Below are 15,776 nucleotides of genomic sequence, written 5' to 3'. Positions count from 1 at the left end.
ACTATTCCTCCGCAGCACCCTCTGCCGGCTCGTCGGTCTTAAGCCCATGGCGGCCCTTGAAACCCTTGGCGAGCAGAAACATCTCGACCGATTCGGCACGGGAGGACGCCGGCTTCACATGGACGACCTGGCGGAAGTTCTGCTTCAGCATGTTCAGGAGGTCGCGCTCGGTGCCGCCCTGGAATGTCTTCGCCAGAAAATGTCCGCCCTCCGCGAGTACCTCGACGGCGAAATGCGCCGCCACCTCGCAGAGATGCATGGTTCTGATATGGTCGGTCTGGCGATGGCCCGTGGTCGGCGCCGCCATATCGGACAGGACGAGGTCCGGAGCTCCGCCGATCGCCTGCTTCAGCTTTTCCGGCGCCTCGGGATCCAGGAAATCCATCTGCAGGAAGCGGACGCCCGGGATCGGATCCATTTCGAGGAAGTCGATCGCCGCAACCCGCGGATCGGCATCGGTCGAGTTCGTCACCTTGGCGGCGATCTGAGACCAGCTTCCGGGTGCCGCGCCCAGATCTATGATGCGCTTGGCGCCAGCAAGAATCTTGTGCTTCTCGTCGATCTCCAGGAGCTTGAACGCCGCTCTTGCGCGGTATCCTTCGAGCTGCGCCCGCTGAACATAGGGGTCGTTGATGTGGCGCTCGATCCAGCGGCGCGAAGACGCCTTCAGCTTGCCCTTCTTGACCTTCTGTCCGAGCTTGCGGCCGCTGCGATTGCCGCCGATCGGGGATTTCGTCATGCCTCGGTTCCTTCGTGGCGCTTTACCCGTTCCTCGCCCGCCTGCGGAGAACCGAAGCTGCGCTGATGACGGCGCGGACGCCCCCGGCGCCAGGCCCCGTCATCAGCCATCATATCGGTCAGCAGCCCTTCGCGAAGCCCGCGATCGGCGACGCGCATGCGGCTCGACGGCCAGCGGCGGCGGATCGCCTCGAGGATCGCGCAGCCGGCAAGCACCAGATCGGCCCGATCCGGACCGATGCAGGGGTTGGCGGCACGTGCGGCGAAATCCCAGGAGAGGAGGCGCGCCTGCATGGCCGAGACCTCGTCATCGGAAAGCCAGAGGCCGTCCACGCGGCGGCGGTCGTAGCGCGGCAGATCGAGATGCACGCCGGCAAGCGTCGTCACGGTTCCCGACGTTCCGATCAGGTGGAAGCCGCCGCCATAGGAGCCGCTTGCCAGCGCGTCGACGGAGGGGCTCTCGAAGCCGGCAAGCATGGCCTCGACCTCGCGCACCATCACCTCGAAACTCTGGGGCGTCACATGCTCGCCGCCGTGGCGCTCGGAAAGGGTGACGACGCCCACGGGCAGCGAAGTCCAGTGGGTAATGTGATTGGCAAGCCGGCTCGAGCGATTTTCGCCGATCCGGATGACCGCAATTTCCGACGAGCCGCCGCCGATGTCGAAGAGCACGACGGACCGGGTTTCGCGGTCGACGAGCGACGAGCAGCCGGACACGGCAAGCCGTGCCTCCGTCTCGCGATCGATGATCTCGAGTTCGAGACCGGTTTCCTCGGCGACGCGGTTCATGAAGGCTTCGCCGTTGGCAGCCGCACGCGCAGCCTCGGTCGCGATCAGCCGGCGCCGGCGGATCGATCGGGCACCGAGCTTGGCGGCACAGACCTTGAGCGCTTCGACCGAGCGCTCCATCGCGTCCTCCGAAAGCCGCCCGCTGGCGCCGAGCCCCTCGCCCAACCGGACGATTCGAGAAAACGCATCGACCACACGGAACTGGCCCGGCCGGGTCGGCTGCGCGATGAGCAGCCGGCAATTGTTGGTGCCGAGATCAAGGGCCGCATAAAGCGGTGCCGGCGGCTCGCCCGGCGCGACGAATGGTGCACCGAGCCTCTCCGGTCGCGCCTGCTGCTGCGCGGCGGCTTCGCCGCTCCGCGGCCGCGGAGCATCGCCGGACCGCTCGCCCGGCCGGCCTCCCGGCCGCAGGTTTGTCGTCGGGTTGCTCGCGGAAGCAAGCGGCCGCCCCTGAAGGCCGCGCCGATGGCGCGCCTTCCTGTTGCGCTTTTGGGCGCCCCTCTTGTCGCTGAGGGCCGCATCCGACGCCGGCGCGCTTGCACCGGAGGCAGCGGACTGATCTTGCGGTCTTGCTGATTTCGAACGCCGGCGCCGTTTGCGCTTGCGCGACGGCTCCGCCTCGTTCAGTGCTGCGGGACGCCCTGCTTCTCCGGACGGACCGGATCCGCTGGCAATTGCAGACGGGGAACCGGACGGCTTGCGCCGCCGCCGCTTGCCCTTGCCGCCCCGCGACGCGCCCATGCGCCCCTCGCTGCGGCCTGCTGCCGACGCCCCGGATTCAGACGGCTTATCGCCGTGATCGGGGTCTTTCACTTGTCTCAACCATGGCGCCGCGCGAAGCCTGACGGCCGCTCAAGGCGCTCTCTCGATTTTGCGTTGGCGCGACTGTACCAGCGCCGCCTCCTTTCGCCAAACTTTTTTTGGAACCATAGCGGAGCCGGCGAACCCCACCGCCTTTCCCCCACCGGTTGCCGAAGACCGACCAAGGACGAGACCCTTATCGAGGCTCAACCCAGAAGCAGAAGGACACAGCCCGGCCGCATTTTTTTGGCAAAAGGTATTTGCATCGGGCGTTCTTTTGTTTATAAGCCCGCCACACCGACGCGGCGCATACACACCGCCAGCGGCCTTGGGGAATAGGTTAACGGTAGACCAGCGGACTCTGACTCCGTTAGTCCTGGTTCGAATCCAGGTTCCCCAGCCAGTTTTGTTACTCCCCTAGTTCCTTGATTTTTCCGTCGTGCCGGATTCCGTTTTGGCATCATTGGCGACCTGATGTCCGGAACTGGTGCCCAACGGTGATGCCCAGGCGCCGGCGCGCGGCAGCCGACCCTTCGCGCGAAGCGCAAGCAACAACCACGATCAATACGTGCACGCTTTCCGCTATAATAGGGGCCTGAAACGGCGAGTATCCGAGCCCTTTCAAGTCAGCCTGCCGCCTGGTACCAAGGTCCCGGCAACCTGATTTCCAGTGAGAGCAAGTCCATCCCATGGCGAAGGCCATACTTACCACCAAGGTAGATCCGACCTATGACGATCTCCCAGAACAGCGGTACCATTTTCCGCGGACCTATTTGCGTCAGGTCGAGGCGGCCCGCGGGGACTGGATAGTCTACTATGAACCCCGACGCCCGAGTGGTGATCTGATGAAATCTGGTGGCAAGCAGGCGTATTTTGCGACGGCCCGAATTGCCGACATCATCGAAGACCCATCGAAACCCGGCCACTTCTACGCCCTGATCGAGGACTTCCTGCCTTTCGATCATGCCGTCCCATTCAAGGAGGCGGATCATTACTATGAGAGCGCCCTGCGCAAGGAGGACGGCTCGACGAACAAAGGCGCGTTCGGCCGCGCTGTCCGGAACATCCCCGACGCCGAATATGACCTGATCCTTGGCGCCGGCTTCGCGCATGTCCTCGGGAAGCGTGACCGCGAACGGCAGGCGCCGTATCCGGCCGAGGAAGCGCGCATCGGATTTGGCGACAACCCGCAGATGCCGTACGAGACAGACAGCATCGATCGCAGGATCGTCGCCCAAGTCGTACAACGCCCCTTCCGGGATCGAGCGTTCTCCGCAGCCATCAAGACTGCCTACCAAGACACCTGCGCCGTCACCGGCCTGAAGCTGATCAACGGGGGCGGACGATCGGAAGTTCAGGCAGCGCACATTCGCCCCGTAGCGCAAGGCGGGCCGGACAGCGTGCGAAACGGCCTCGCACTCTCCGGCACCCTGCACTGGATGTTCGACCGCGGGCTGATCTCGGTCGACGACGACTACAGTCTGCTGATCGCAAGCGGCGGCGTACCAGACACCATCACGCGGCTGATCAATTTGGAACGGCGCCTGCTCGTGCCGGCACGACCAGACGAGCGGCCCCATTCACAGTTTCTGCGCTATCATCGCGAGCGGGTCTTCAAGGGGTGAGCAGATGATTTCCGCCCTCCACGCAGCAGCTCAGTCCTCGCCGAAGAAGTCCTCGTCCAGCCGCTTAAATTCGACAGTGCGATAGCTGCGAACGCCCACGCCGTGCTCGATCATCAGTTCGGCCAGTTCCTGGCTGAATGCGGAGATGGCGACGAAGACGCCCTTGGTGGCGCCGAGGCCGACGAGACTTCCAACGAGGCCGTTCACGTCCGGGCGGCCGACCGGGTTGCCGTGTGCGTAGCGCTTGGCCTGGACATAGATTCGTCTAGGCCGAGGCGATCTTCGTCGACGATGCCATCGACACTGCCGTCACCGGAGCGGCCAAGCTGGGCGGCGGCGTCCTTGTGGCTGCCGCCATAGCCCATGGCAACGAGGAGATCGACGATCAGTTGTTCGAAGAACGTCGGACTGTTGGCAAGGAGGCGCTGAAGCAACCTTTGTATCTATACACTTATCTGCACCGTCTTACGCTTGCGTTTTTCGATAGGCATAACCACGCTCCACCGCGCCGTGGCCGTCTGGACGGAGACGGCGGCCGCCCTAGCCAGCGATGCCCGTGTAATGGACTCGCCTGAGGCGACCAGCCGTTGATGGGCTTCTCGCAGCCGCTGGAAAACGTTCGCGGCCTTTGCCTTGCCCGAATACCGTCCGCCTACCTGCTGGCGCTCCTTGAACGACTTCAGGCCGTCCACGACGTCGAGCAGTCGACCACGGATGCGGCGCGGCCCTTCCAGCTTCGCCGCGTCGAAGTGTCCGGCGAGGTGATCAGCTACCTTGCCCGTCACATATCTTACGCCTTCTTCGCCCAACCCAGCCCTCTCCGCGAAAGCGACGAGCGCATCGTGGAGTTCGTCAGCCAACGCGGCACGGCTACCACGCATCCGGGGGGGCTCCGAAATACCATTCGGCCGGGAGCCGATGCCCTTCCTCGCGCAGTGCGTCGAACAGCCGGTTCGACGCTATGGGGCTAAGGCCAGACTGCACCGCCGCCGCCCTGCAAGCGAGAACAGCGCGGCTCGCGCCGGTGTCTACATAGTCCGCGTACTCGGACAACGTGGGCCACATTGTCCATGTTCGCGTGATGGTGTGCCAGCACGGCGAGGTCGGGCATTCATGCGTTCCGTCATCGTCCGTCGGAGCAGCGGTGTCTGCGCCAATGTCAACAACGCCGTAGCCAGCCCGCGCACGACCACATTGAAGAACTTAAACGGCGCCCTCCGGCACCGCTCGTCGTCGCTCCGCCACACCGCAGCCCCCTGCGGCAGCAGCCATACGAAATGCAGCCGGGAATAGCGCCCGTCCTCCAGCCTGTCGCCGACAATGATATGAGGCAGGCACGGAATCGCGCCTTCCCGAACACGTTCGCGAAGTGCGGCTACACAAGCTTCCGATGACAGGAAGACGCCGTCGCAGTTAACCGCACCGCAGCCATGAACTCCCGGTTCAGTTCGACTAAGGGAAATCCAGCGTCAGGATCTTTTGCGAGCACTGTACTTCCAGCCGTGCCTTGTCCCATGATGCCCGCAATCGGCCCCTTTGGGCACAAGGGTCACGAAGTACTTGAGCACCGTGTTGTCTTCGGATCGCAGCCCCCTCTCGTGACGCCTCTTCGCCACCGGCCGCCGCCCTGGCGATCGCCGCGCTGGACATTGCCCTCGGCCAGCCGCTCGCGAACAAGTCTCGCTGCTTGATGTGCTGTTGCGCAAACCGTGCTGCATCGATGTCGAATTCCTGCTCAGCCCGACATCGGTCGCGCTGCTCCGCTTTCCTGATTCGCTCGCGGCTCGCAAGCCGCTGTGCCTCGGCATAGCGCCTCGAAGCCATCGAGCCAAATTTGTTGACGCTGTAGGTTATGAAATCCGTTGGCTTGGCTGAGGTATGTCCCAGCCGAGGGCTCACCCGTTCGTCAACAACGGCAGCTTTACAATGTCAGCGATGTCGTCCAACATTCTGGAACACCTTGATGAAAAACCGCCGGAGGGTTGCGAGCCCATTGATGGCGGTTTTTTTCATGCTCCATCGAGGGCTAGCGAAGGTCATGGCTATCCAGTTCACGAGGGTTTCAGTTACTTAAGGATGCAACTTGAAACTGAAACCGTTGATTCGCCAGGAAACCTCGTCAATGCCTTTCGACCTGAGTGTACAGCTTGCATCGGGCGTTCAGTTGAACTTTACCCTCGCAACGGGGGAAGTGCTCTTCGTCCTGGGTGCGAATGGAACTGGTAAGTCAAGTCTGCTTCAGCGCTTCTACACCTCCCATCATGGACGAGCCCGGAGAATTTCGGCTCATCGGCAGACGTGGTTTCCCTCAAATGCAATGACTTTGTCGGCCCAGAAAAAGAAGAGCACAGAGACCAGCATATTCAGTGAAGATACGAGTCCTCACTCCCGGTGGATGGACAACTACTCGGCTCAACGCGCAAGTGTCGCGATATACGATCTCATTGATGCTGAGAATGTTCGCGCACGAGGAATTGCGGAAGCTGTAGATGCAGACGACATCGCGCTGGCTCGCCAACTGTCGAAACGCGACGCCCCAATAAAAGTTATCAACGAGCTACTTAAACTATCGAATATTCCGATAGAGATCAGCGTAAAAGAGTCTGAAGAGGTTATGGCCAACAGGAACGGCGGACCGCAGTATAGTATCGCTGAGCTGTCGGATGGAGAGCGAAATGCTCTGCTTATCGCTGCCAATGTCCTAACCGCGAGGCCGGAGACGATCCTGTTCATCGATGAGCCGGAGAGACATCTCCATCGGTCCATCATCTCGCCCCTTCTTACACTGTTGTTTTCACAAAGAGACGACTGCGCGTTCGTGATATCTACGCACGACGTCATGCTCCCGTTGGACAATCCGGATGCCCGAACTCTTCTTGTGAGGGGCTGTGCGTACCAAAACTCTCAGGTCATGAACTGGGATGCGGACCTCGTGGCAACTGACACTGAGATTGATGAACAGTTGAAACAAGATGTCCTAGGAAGTCGCCGCAAGTTGCTCTTCGTCGAGGGGACCGAAAGCAGCCTGGACAAGCCCCTCTATAGTCTGCTGTTCCCTCAGGTATCTGTGATCCCGAAGTCGAGCTGTCGTGATGTCGAACACGCTGTATCGAGCATCCGTGACGCGCACGATTTGCACTGGTTGCGAGCGTTTGGCATTGTGGACAATGATCGTCGGCCGGAAGGCGTGATTGCTGAACTGAAGGAGAAGGGCGTCTACGCTGTACCGGTCTATGCAGTCGAATCCATCTACTATCACGCCGAAGTGCTTCAGCGCCTGGCAACTCGCCAACACGAAATGACTGGTGCAGACGCTGATCAGTTGCTTGAACAGGCCAAGGCTGCAGCCATCGACTCGGTTCGACCGCACATCCAACGCCTTTCCGAGCGGGTAGTCGAAGCCTCGATCCGGCAGTCACTAATGAGCAGGCTCCCGAGTCGATCCAACATCGCTCAAGCGCAGCCGATCGACGTCACGATCGACGTACCAGCGATTGTTGCGGACGAGGTCGCGAGGTTGATGCAAGCATGCGATGACGGGGACCTCGGTGTGATCGTCGCGAGATATCCGGCTCGCGAGACCCCAGCGCTGGATCGGATTGCAACCGGCCTCGGCTTCCAAGGAAAAGCGCAGTATGAGAGCGCGGTTCGGAAGTTGCTAATGGACGATGCCGAGGCTCTGTCAACACTTCGGAATTTGTTCAGTACACTCAAGGCCGACATCGACGCCGCGTGATCGAATCGCTGGGTGATGGCAAGGCCGACTATCGGACAGGTGCGACGGCGAAGGGCTTGCCGCAATGAACTCAATACACGCGCGTATCCAGGTGATTATCGAGGACCTCACTGAACTTCAGGAACATCCTCAGCGCTTGCGGAATGGTGATGATGACTTCCCATTCCCTCGTGTGATCGATGCCGGGAACGGTGGCAGTCTTTACGTTTCAGGCAAGATCGATGACTACATCGCGAAGGTCGCGGATGAACTTCTCTCCTTGGATACTTCGCTTAAGCCGAGGTTCACCACGGCCGAATGGCGAGCCATGGTGCGTAAGAGCTTCGGACCGGCTCTCGCTCAGATAGACCTTGATGATGATATCTCTGAGAACACTACTCAGGTGTTTGCAAAAGTACAGGAAAGGCTCAAGCGGGACGTCAATCACCATGGCATCCGGGAATACGCCTTCGGCTGTACGTTGTTCGGCAACTCTGACGTGAAGCCATTCTCGATCGGACCTGTGAAGTTCGAAGACAGAGAAACATGGCTCCACCGAAAAACCCAAGAGCGCGACATCTCCGCTGTGACGCGGCGTCGCGTGATCCAATCCTGGAATGGAAAGCACCTCAAGAAAAGGCGACCTTCTAGGAGCAGCATAGACGAAACTGATGTTCTTCAAGCTTTCTCAGAGTCCTCGTTCGTCTCAAGCATCCTAACCGAAGGATTGGGGTCAGAGGCCGGACGCGACAAGGCGCTAACCGCAGCTCGCCTGGCGATCACGGGGATCGCCCTCCTGTGGCAGACCCCTTCGAAAGCTCTGCACGGAATGAACCTGCTTTACGACAGAGGCCCTCGCAGGCAGAAGACCATGTCCTTTATTCCGGGAAAGGCCGTCCTCTCCGGCTCCAGTTGGAGTCATATGCCTCATGGGCCGCGATTGAAGTCTGGCGAATGGGAACAGAAGCTTCAGGAACGCCAAGATCATTTCCAGATAATCGGGGAAGTGCTTGAGTATGTCGTCAGTCCTTCTGGAGACGTGGCTCGACCGCGAGTCATGAACACGTTGGTGCAGGCCTTGCTGTGGTTTCACGAAGGTTGTCGTGAGACCGTTGCCTTGATGGCGATCGTAAAGTTCTCATCTGTGCTGGATGCATTGGCATCCGGAGGAAAGGCCCGAGGCATAAGAGAGGTCATCACAGCGAGGGTTGGCATCAAAGATGATCAGGCACTCTGGGCCGATGGCCCCACCATGAAGCACGCGGTTGATGAGATTTACAGCGAAGGACGAAGCAGGACCGTCCACGGCACCAACATGAAGATTGGTCACGATTGGACCTCGACTCGATCAATAGCTGAGCAACTCGCGCGCCTGTGTCTGATTATGTGCATCGATTGGGCGGCAGAGGCTACGTCTTCTGATGATCCGTTACGGTTGCGTTCATAGTATTGTTGACCACCCCACAATCTACCTCCACATTGTTGAGGCGACATTGCGCAACCGGTCGAAAGAAAACAGGTATTGGGATAGCCGTCCGGCTCCAGGTTCCCCAGCCAATTCTCCCTACATGTCCTTGCGCGCATCGGATTTGGCGACACCCCGCAGATGCCATGCGAGACAGACAGCATCGATCGCATGATCGTCGCCCAGTCGTGTGGCGGGTGACCACCTTGTGAAAAATGCAGAGGCTCCGGGCGTTTTTGAGCACCGGCACAAAAGTCAAATCGAACGGCTGTCATAGGCCCAATGCAGCAGAGCCTGGCGCTGACGCGGCCGGCACCAGCAATCCCCGGGCTCGCAGGCTCGGCGAAGCTGAGCGACATGGCGGCGAATAGCTTTCCAACGGGCGATCTGTCTCTCGTCCTCGCCGGGCATGCGACGTCCTTGGTGATACCGGCAGTACCACTGGAACCAGCCACGCGGATCGTCGGAATGTATCCATCCCTTGGCTCGCCAGACGCTCAGCGGTTGGCTGGCGTCGACACCGAACCAGTTGAGTGATGGGTCTTTGCGAAGCGGCGACAGCCGGGCCTCTGCAAACCAGCTGTTGGGGAATTCGTTACGGCAGTCGGTCATGTATTTGCCACCGAACACGCCGAGCGCAAGCATCTCGGCGGGTGTCAAGTCTGGCTGGAAATCGGGATGAAAGTCACGGCCAACGGGTGCAACGAGAGCGTACCGGTAGCCTTGCTGCATCCGATCATTCACGAGGATCCATCGGGTTCTCATCGGGCGCCCTGCAACATTGGTTTCGAGCGGTTGCGCCGCCAGATCGACATGTTAAGTGCCGCCGCAAAACTCACCCAGGCGAGGTAAGGAGCAAGCAGCAAGGCAGCCACCGCATTCACGGGGTAAAACACTATAATTGTCGCGAGGATCGCGGCCCAAAGCAAGACGATCTCCACCACGGCCAGCCCGGGTCGGTGAAGTCCAAAAAAGATCGGCGTCCACGCAGCATTGAGCAGAAGTTGCACTGCATAGACACCTAGTGGCAGTGCTGCGCCGGCAATGCCTGCCTCAATCAGTACGAGCCAGCCCGACAGTCCGATTAATGCATAGAGAACGGTCCAGACCGGAGCGAACAGCCAATCGGGCGGGCGCCATCTTGGCTTGTCGAGCTGCTGGTACCAGGCACCCGGCCTGAAGATCACGCCGGGAGCCGCCGCAGCAAAGCTCGCAAGCTCGAAGACGGCCAGGAGAAGGAGGGAAGACATGTCCATCGGCAAAAGATGGAGGGAGCCGCCGACGAGGAAAGCGGATCCCTCCCAAGTCCTATCGGTTCTGCCCGGCAGCGAAATTGCCGGAGCCCATCGTAGAAAAGAGGGGGATGATCTGCCAGGCGGCCGACAGCCCCACCAGGATGTAAACGATCCGGGCGAGCCCCGAGCCAGCCCCAAAGATCGCGGCCACGAGGTCGAAGCTGAATAATCCGACCAGCCCCCAGTTCAGGCCACCTACGATCAGGAGGATGAGAGTGAAAACGTTGATAAACTTCATGGTTCTTCTCCAGGTCGAGGGATGAAAGGTCAGCCCTCCCGCGGCATGATCACCTCGTCGATGACGTGGATGACCCCGTTCGAGGCAGCAATGTCGGCAGCAGTGACGGCGGCGTCGTTGACCTTTACGGTGGAGCCCTCGACTTCGATGTCGATCATTTTGCCATTTACCGACTTCGCTTGGTCGAGACCGGCCACGTCCGCGGCCATCACCTTCCCCGCGACCACATGGTAGGTGAGGATGGCAGTAAGCTTTTGCTTGTTCTCCGGCTTCAGCAGGTTTTCGACGGTACCGGCCGGCAATTTGGCGAAAGCTTCATCGGTGGGAGCAAAGACCGTGAACGGACCAGTCCCTTTGAGAGTGGCGACCAGACCTGCCGCCTCGAGCGCTGCAGCCAGCGTCTCGAATTGACCCGCCGCAATGGCGGTGTCGACGACGTCCTTCTCCGCGGCGAACGCGCTGACGCTGCCTCCGAGCGTGATCGCTGCCGCGAACAAAAGGCTTCTCAACTTCATGGCAATCTCCTCTCGATCAGGGGTGCGAAATGCACCGCACCTTTCATGTGGAGCAAACCGGTTTTCTTTCTACTCAAATTTTCGTGAGAAGAACGCTAATTCTCTTGTGAAGATAATTCTCGTTGTGATAGTTTCACGACATGAAAAGGAGTTTGAGACGTGCTCTCTGACACGCTGTCCAATGAGCTCCAGCGCTACGCAATCGGTCCTCGCATCAAGGCACTGCGTCTGAGAAAGAAGCTGGGGTTGGTGCAGTTGGCCGGGCACACGGGGCTCTCGCCTGCGATGCTCTCAAAGATCGAGCGCGGGCAGATGTTTCCAACGCTGCCCACGCTGCTTCGGATCGCCATGGTTTTCGGCGTCGGCCTCGATCACTTCTTCAATGTCGACAAGGAGGAGCCGCTCATTGCGGTCGTCCGAAAGCGGCAGCGTCTCAAACTTCCAAGCCCGCCGGGCGAAAAGACCCCCGCCTTTCTATTCGAAAGCCTGGACTATCCCGCTTCCGACCGCCGCATGGAGTCGTTCTACGCCGAGTTTCCGGTCGATGCGCCGCCGTCAGAGCCGCATCAACATGGCAGCGCCGAATTCATCTACGTGCTCAACGGTCGGCTTATAGTCAATGTGGATGGTAAGGAGGCAGCGCTGGATACGGGGGACGCTATGTATTTTGACTCTAGCGTTCCGCACAGTTACCGCCGTGAAGGCAAGGAAATGTCAACGGCTATCGTTGTGACTTCTTCATAGGCGGCCGTCGACTGAATACTCCAGAAACTCATCCCCATGGATTGCCAACATAAGGATTCACGGAGGCCGGAAGCTGCCGGTCTGCTATGGACAGGCGATCCCAAGGAGCTGCTGCGGTGCGCGACCGCAACCATGGGATCGGGCTCATGCCCTAAAGGTCACGCCTGTGACAGTTCGTACTGTCGAGAAGCTACAATAGCTTTCCAAGCATGTGAGCCAGTTGATCCTGGGAATACGGCTTTGGCAGCCTGGCCACGTCGATTTCCACGCCCGACGGTAAGTCCGCGTAGCCAGAGGCCAGCACGATGGGTAACCCCGGCATACGGTCACGCGCCGCTTTCGCCAGTTCCGCTCCCGTCATGCCCGGCATCGAGTAGTCCGTGATTAACAGGTCGAAGGTGGCGCCGCCATCGATCAAGGCGAGCGCCTCCTTTCCTGAATATGCCTCCACGACCTCGTGGCCGAGGTCAGCCAGCATGTCAGCCGAACTCATGGCAATCAGGACGTCGTCGTCGACGAGAAGGATCCGCTTGGGGCCGGCTTCATTCCGGGGGCCTACTGCCGCGACCTCCTGCTTTTTTTCGTGACTCTCGGATGTCGACACCGGAATCCATAGTTCCGCAGTGGTCCCGTGACCGAGGGCGCTTGTCAGCTTCAACCGGCCGTCCAACTGCAAGGCCAGTCCGTGAACCATGGAAAGACCAAGGCCTGTACCCTTGCCGAGTTCCTTGGTGGAAAAGAACGGCTCGATCGCCTTCTCTAGAGTTGCTGAGTCCATGCCCTGGCCCTGGTCGATAACCGACAGGAGGACATAGCGTCCGGGTGCAAGGGATTCCGATACCGCCGGCTGCTCCGCTTCCTTCAGCTCGATCCGGATCGTTCCGCCATCCGGCATCGCGTCGCGGGCATTGACGGCCAGGTTGAGGAGGGCGAGCTCCACCTGGTTCGCATCGGCCGACACGGGCGGGAGGCGCTCCGGAGCGGCCACCTCGATGGCGATCCGCGATCCGACCGAGCGCTGCAAAAGATCCTCCATCTCTGTCACGAGTCCGGCGAGGTTTACCGGGCCCACCTGAAGGTCCTGCCTGCGGGCGAAGGCAAGCAGCCGCTGGGTAAGCGACGCGCCGCGCTGTGCGCCCTGCAAGGCTCCGTCGATCAGCCGCGTAGCCTTCGCATCGCCGGCTACATGCTTTCGGATGAGTTCAAGGTTGCCGAGCACCGCCATCAGGAGATTGTTGAAGTCGTGCGCCACTCCGCCGGTGAGCTGGCCGATCGCTTCCATCTTCTGCGCGTGGCGAAGCTGCTCCTCTGCCCGTTCCCGCTGACTGACCTCCGCCAGCACGAGCCTGTGCGCCTCTTGCAGCTCGCGCGTCCGCTCCGCCACGCGTTCCTCAAGCATCTCGTTGAGATGCCGCTGCTGTTCTTCGGCCTGCAGGCGCTCGGTTATGTCGGCTGAGACCCCGACCAGCTTGATCGGCCGCCCGGTGCGGTCCCGGTGAAGTTGCGCGCGGATTTCAGCGCCGTGCACAGAGCCGTCAGGCCAGACAGTCCGGTAGGCGATGGCGTAGTCGGCCCCCGTTTCCATCGTGTTGCGCACCGCCTCCGTCATGCGTGCCAGGTCATCCGGGTGGATCGCTTGCAGTAAGTCCTCGTAGGTGAAGCCGTCCTCCGGCGAGCGGCCGAAGATTTCCCTGCAGGTGGGCGAGGTGGTCAAGCCGTTTGTGGCCAGATCGAGTTCCCAAGCCCCGAGGCGGCCGGCCTCCAGCGCCGTTTGAAGGCGGCGTTCCCCTTCGTCCAGTGCCTCCATACGGGCACTCGCCTCGTATTGCCGGCGTCGCGCGCGCATCGCGGAACGCGCGACGCTGATGAATGTCGTCGGGTGGAAGGGCCGCTCGACGAAACTGACATTGCCGAGGACTTCCGATAGTCGGGCGGCGGCTGGGTTTCGCTCAGGACCACCGCCGCGCGCGGTGAGTATAATGAAGGGAAGGTCGGACCAACTCGGCTGCGTCTCGATCCACGAGACAAGCGGACGCAGGTCGACCGACCGCAACGCCTCTTCGGTCATCACGGCGAAGGCGGCGTTCTCGTTCAAGTCCGCCACCAGCACGTCCAGGGTCGAGGCAATTTTTGCAGCCAAGCCCGCTTCCTGCAGCAACGCCGCCGCAATCTGCCCGTCGCGGCCCAGCGGGGCGTGGATCAGGCCAAACACATCTCGCTCAGGAATGGGCGCCATCCTCGTCAAGTGTTTGCAAAAGGGGCTGTCGGTCTCCCACGAAAACAGGAACACCACGCAGGACTCCCTGGAACCCGGAAAGGGGTTCGCCGAGCGTCAACCCCTTTGTTCCGATCTTGTATTCACGGATCGTATCCTCGTGTTGTCCGGTGCGCTTCTTGATCACCGAGATCGCCCGGCGAACCCGACCCTCCGCCTCGAAGTAGCGCAGCAGGATGACTGTATCTGCAAGGTACGTCACGTCCACCGGCGACTTCATGTCGCCAACGAGGCCGTGCTGTGCGACGGTGATAAAGGTGTTGGCACCCTGCCTGTTCAAATATTGCAGCAGCTCATGCATGTGCAGGATAAGTGCGTTCTCCTCAGGCATCGCAGCCTGATAGCCGTTGATGCTGTCGATGACGACTGTCTTGGCGTCGAAGCCGGCTACCCTGTCCCTTACGCGCTGGGCGAACTCGCCGGGTGACAGTTCGGCGGCGTCGAGCTGTTCGATGTGGATCAGGCCCTTGTCGCGCAGGGCCTCCAGGTCGAGCCCCGTCTCCTTCGTGCGGGCAAACAGCAGCCCCAGTTCCTCGTCGAAGACGAAGATCGCCGCCCGCTCGCCACGCCGGATCGCGGCCTCGACGAACTGTAGTGCAAACAGACTCTTGCCGGTGCCGGCAGGGCCGATCAGCAGCGTGCTGGAGCCGCGTGCGATGCCGCCGCCGAGGAGATCGTCGAATTGACTGATGCCGCTCGCCAGTACGGTCCGCTGAAAGCCCGACCTGTGCTCCGAGGCGCGCAGCCGCGGGAAGACCGCCACGCCGCCGGTCTTGATGATGAAGTCATGATAGCCACCGCGGAACGCCTGCCCACGATATTTGAGAACCCGCAACCGGCGACGCTCAGACCCGTAGTCCGGAGCAAGCTGCTCAAGGTGGATGACACCATGCACCACGCTATGGACAGTCTTGTCCATGGCGTCGGAGGTCATGTCGTCGAGAAGCAGAACCGTTGCGTCCGAGCGCGAGAAAAAGTGCTTCAGCGCAAGGATCTGGCGGCGGTAGCGCAGTGAACTCTGGGCCAGCAGCCGGATCTCCGAGAGGCTGTCGATCACCACCCGATGGGGCTTCACCCGCTCGAAGGCTTCGAAGATGAGCTTTGTGGTCTCCCCGAGCTCCAAGTCGGAGGAGTACAGGAGGCTTTGCTGCTGGTCGGCATCAAGAAGACTTTCCGGCGGAACGAGCTCGAAAATCTCGACCTGATCGCCGATGTCCTTCCCATGCGAGAGGGCACTGTCGCGCAGTTCCTCCTCGGTTTCCGAAAGCGTAATGTAGAGACAGCGCTCGCCAATGCTGGCGCCTTCGAGGAGGAACTGCAATGCGACCGTCGTCTTCCCCGACCCAGGAGCCCCTTCGAGCAGGAAGACGCGGCCGCGTGAGAGCCCGCCGGACAGAACGTCGTCGAGTCCCTCAACCCCGGTCTTCGCTTTTGCACTTGAACTGTCTGTCATACATCCTCCATGGCGGCCTATGAAGTAGAGTAAACGCGCTGGTTTCCTAGAGGGGAAGACGTTGAAACCAGGAGATTCGTTCCGCCATCGCAGCCAAACTCAGCCGGAGCGGCGAGCGGTCGT

The 15,776-nt window shown here is 60.8% G+C and carries 13 protein-coding genes, 1 tRNA gene and 1 pseudogene; 5 read left to right on the top strand and 10 right to left on the bottom strand.

Annotation, left to right across the window (positions count from 1 at the left end):
• Nucleotide 1: 1 nt before the first annotated feature.
• Nucleotides 2-739, bottom strand: coding sequence for an RlmE family RNA methyltransferase (locus ACFHWW_RS13785; protein WP_324762982.1), 738 nt, complete (start codon nucleotides 737-739; stop codon nucleotides 2-4).
• Nucleotides 736-2,340 (bottom strand): Ppx/GppA phosphatase family protein, encoded by a 1,605-nt coding sequence (locus ACFHWW_RS13780; protein WP_026168537.1) that lies wholly within the window; start codon nucleotides 2,338-2,340, stop codon nucleotides 736-738. The genes ACFHWW_RS13785 and ACFHWW_RS13780 overlap by 4 nt, the downstream gene beginning before the upstream one ends.
• Before the next feature lie 317 nt (nucleotides 2,341-2,657).
• On the opposite strand from ACFHWW_RS13780, the gene ACFHWW_RS13775 reads away from it, so the two are divergent.
• Nucleotides 2,658-2,731, top strand: a tRNA-Gln gene (locus ACFHWW_RS13775).
• A 286-nt stretch (nucleotides 2,732-3,017) separates the two neighbouring features.
• The gene (locus ACFHWW_RS13770) at nucleotides 3,018-3,953 is read left to right on the top strand and encodes an HNH endonuclease (protein ID WP_379938722.1); all 936 of its coding nucleotides are present in this window, start codon (nucleotides 3,018-3,020) and stop codon (nucleotides 3,951-3,953) included.
• Nucleotides 3,954-3,983: 30 nt separating this feature from the next.
• On the opposite strand, the pseudogene ACFHWW_RS13765 reads toward ACFHWW_RS13770, so the two are convergent.
• A pseudogene (locus ACFHWW_RS13765) lies at nucleotides 3,984-4,318 on the bottom strand (restriction endonuclease).
• A 78-nt stretch (nucleotides 4,319-4,396) separates the two neighbouring features.
• On the bottom strand, nucleotides 4,397-4,834 hold the full coding sequence (locus ACFHWW_RS13760; RefSeq protein ID WP_379938720.1) for a hypothetical protein: 438 nt from the start codon (nucleotides 4,832-4,834) through the stop codon (nucleotides 4,397-4,399).
• 1,202 nt (nucleotides 4,835-6,036) lie between these two features.
• Here ACFHWW_RS13760 and ACFHWW_RS13755 point away from each other — a divergent pair.
• Both ACFHWW_RS13755 and ACFHWW_RS13750 read left to right on the top strand, forming a co-directional pair.
• Nucleotides 6,037-7,689 (top strand): AAA family ATPase, encoded by a 1,653-nt coding sequence (locus tag ACFHWW_RS13755; protein WP_379938718.1) that lies wholly within the window; start codon nucleotides 6,037-6,039, stop codon nucleotides 7,687-7,689.
• A gap of 64 nt (nucleotides 7,690-7,753) precedes the next feature.
• Entirely contained in the window at nucleotides 7,754-9,115 is a 1,362-nt protein-coding gene (locus ACFHWW_RS13750) for a hypothetical protein (protein WP_379938716.1), read from the top strand.
• Nucleotides 9,116-9,388: 273 nt separating this feature from the next.
• Here the strand turns inward: ACFHWW_RS13750 and ACFHWW_RS13745 are convergent, their stop codons facing one another.
• The 4 genes from ACFHWW_RS13745 to ACFHWW_RS13730 are packed head-to-tail and all read right to left on the bottom strand — an operon-like array spanning nucleotide 9,389 to nucleotide 11,181.
• The gene (locus ACFHWW_RS13745) at nucleotides 9,389-9,898 is read right to left on the bottom strand and encodes a hypothetical protein (protein ID WP_324762975.1); all 510 of its coding nucleotides are present in this window, start codon (nucleotides 9,896-9,898) and stop codon (nucleotides 9,389-9,391) included.
• Nucleotides 9,895-10,383, bottom strand: coding sequence for a TspO/MBR family protein (locus tag ACFHWW_RS13740; RefSeq protein ID WP_379938714.1), 489 nt, complete (start codon nucleotides 10,381-10,383; stop codon nucleotides 9,895-9,897). The genes ACFHWW_RS13745 and ACFHWW_RS13740 overlap by 4 nt, the downstream gene beginning before the upstream one ends.
• A 58-nt stretch (nucleotides 10,384-10,441) precedes the next feature.
• A complete protein-coding gene (locus ACFHWW_RS13735) occupies nucleotides 10,442-10,666 on the bottom strand; it encodes a DUF378 domain-containing protein (RefSeq protein ID WP_379938712.1) in 225 nt (74 codons plus the stop codon).
• 29 nt (nucleotides 10,667-10,695) lie between these two features.
• Nucleotides 10,696-11,181 (bottom strand): fasciclin domain-containing protein, encoded by a 486-nt coding sequence (locus ACFHWW_RS13730; RefSeq protein ID WP_379938710.1) that lies wholly within the window; start codon nucleotides 11,179-11,181, stop codon nucleotides 10,696-10,698.
• A gap of 159 nt (nucleotides 11,182-11,340) precedes the next feature.
• Between ACFHWW_RS13730 and ACFHWW_RS13725 the strand changes: the two genes are divergently transcribed.
• Nucleotides 11,341-11,925, top strand: a complete 585-nt coding sequence (locus ACFHWW_RS13725; protein ID WP_379938708.1) for a helix-turn-helix domain-containing protein — start codon at nucleotides 11,341-11,343, stop codon at nucleotides 11,923-11,925.
• Between the two features lie 190 nt (nucleotides 11,926-12,115).
• Here ACFHWW_RS13725 and ACFHWW_RS13720 read toward each other — a convergent pair whose 3' ends face one another.
• Together ACFHWW_RS13720 and ACFHWW_RS13715 are read right to left on the bottom strand one after the other, a co-directional pair.
• Nucleotides 12,116-14,161, bottom strand: a complete 2,046-nt coding sequence (locus ACFHWW_RS13720) for an ATP-binding protein (RefSeq protein ID WP_379938706.1) — start codon at nucleotides 14,159-14,161, stop codon at nucleotides 12,116-12,118.
• Complete coding sequence (locus ACFHWW_RS13715; RefSeq protein WP_379938704.1) at nucleotides 14,145-15,653, bottom strand: ATPase domain-containing protein; 1,509 nt, start codon at nucleotides 15,651-15,653, stop codon at nucleotides 14,145-14,147. Before ACFHWW_RS13715 ends, ACFHWW_RS13720 begins: the two co-directional genes overlap by 17 nt.
• Nucleotides 15,654-15,776: the final 123 nt, after the last annotated feature.

This window comes from Sinorhizobium sp. P24N7 (assembly GCF_042436655.1).
Classification (GTDB): Bacteria; Pseudomonadota; Alphaproteobacteria; order Rhizobiales; family Rhizobiaceae; genus Sinorhizobium; species Sinorhizobium meliloti_A.
This window is presented reverse-complemented; position numbering and strand designations above follow the sequence as displayed.

What these genes read in the sequence shown, in the direction of transcription:
- ACFHWW_RS13785 (WP_324762982.1), bottom strand. Translation starts at nt 739, where the DNA reads ATGACGAAATCCCCGATCGGCGGCAATCGCAGCGGCCGCAAGCTCGGA.
- ACFHWW_RS13770 (WP_379938722.1), top strand. Translation starts at nt 3,018, where the DNA reads ATGGCGAAGGCCATACTTACCACCAAGGTAGATCCGACCTATGACGAT.
- ACFHWW_RS13760 (WP_379938720.1), bottom strand. Translation starts at nt 4,834, where the DNA reads ATGCGTGGTAGCCGTGCCGCGTTGGCTGACGAACTCCACGATGCGCTC.
- ACFHWW_RS13750 (WP_379938716.1), top strand. Translation starts at nt 7,754, where the DNA reads ATGAACTCAATACACGCGCGTATCCAGGTGATTATCGAGGACCTCACT.
- ACFHWW_RS13745 (WP_324762975.1), bottom strand. Translation starts at nt 9,898, where the DNA reads ATGAGAACCCGATGGATCCTCGTGAATGATCGGATGCAGCAAGGCTAC.
- ACFHWW_RS13740 (WP_379938714.1), bottom strand. Translation starts at nt 10,383, where the DNA reads ATGTCTTCCCTCCTTCTCCTGGCCGTCTTCGAGCTTGCGAGCTTTGCT.
- ACFHWW_RS13735 (WP_379938712.1), bottom strand. Translation starts at nt 10,666, where the DNA reads ATGAAGTTTATCAACGTTTTCACTCTCATCCTCCTGATCGTAGGTGGC.
- ACFHWW_RS13730 (WP_379938710.1), bottom strand. Translation starts at nt 11,181, where the DNA reads ATGAAGTTGAGAAGCCTTTTGTTCGCGGCAGCGATCACGCTCGGAGGC.
- ACFHWW_RS13720 (WP_379938706.1), bottom strand. Translation starts at nt 14,161, where the DNA reads ATGGCGCCCATTCCTGAGCGAGATGTGTTTGGCCTGATCCACGCCCCG.
- ACFHWW_RS13715 (WP_379938704.1), bottom strand. Translation starts at nt 15,653, where the DNA reads ATGACAGACAGTTCAAGTGCAAAAGCGAAGACCGGGGTTGAGGGACTC.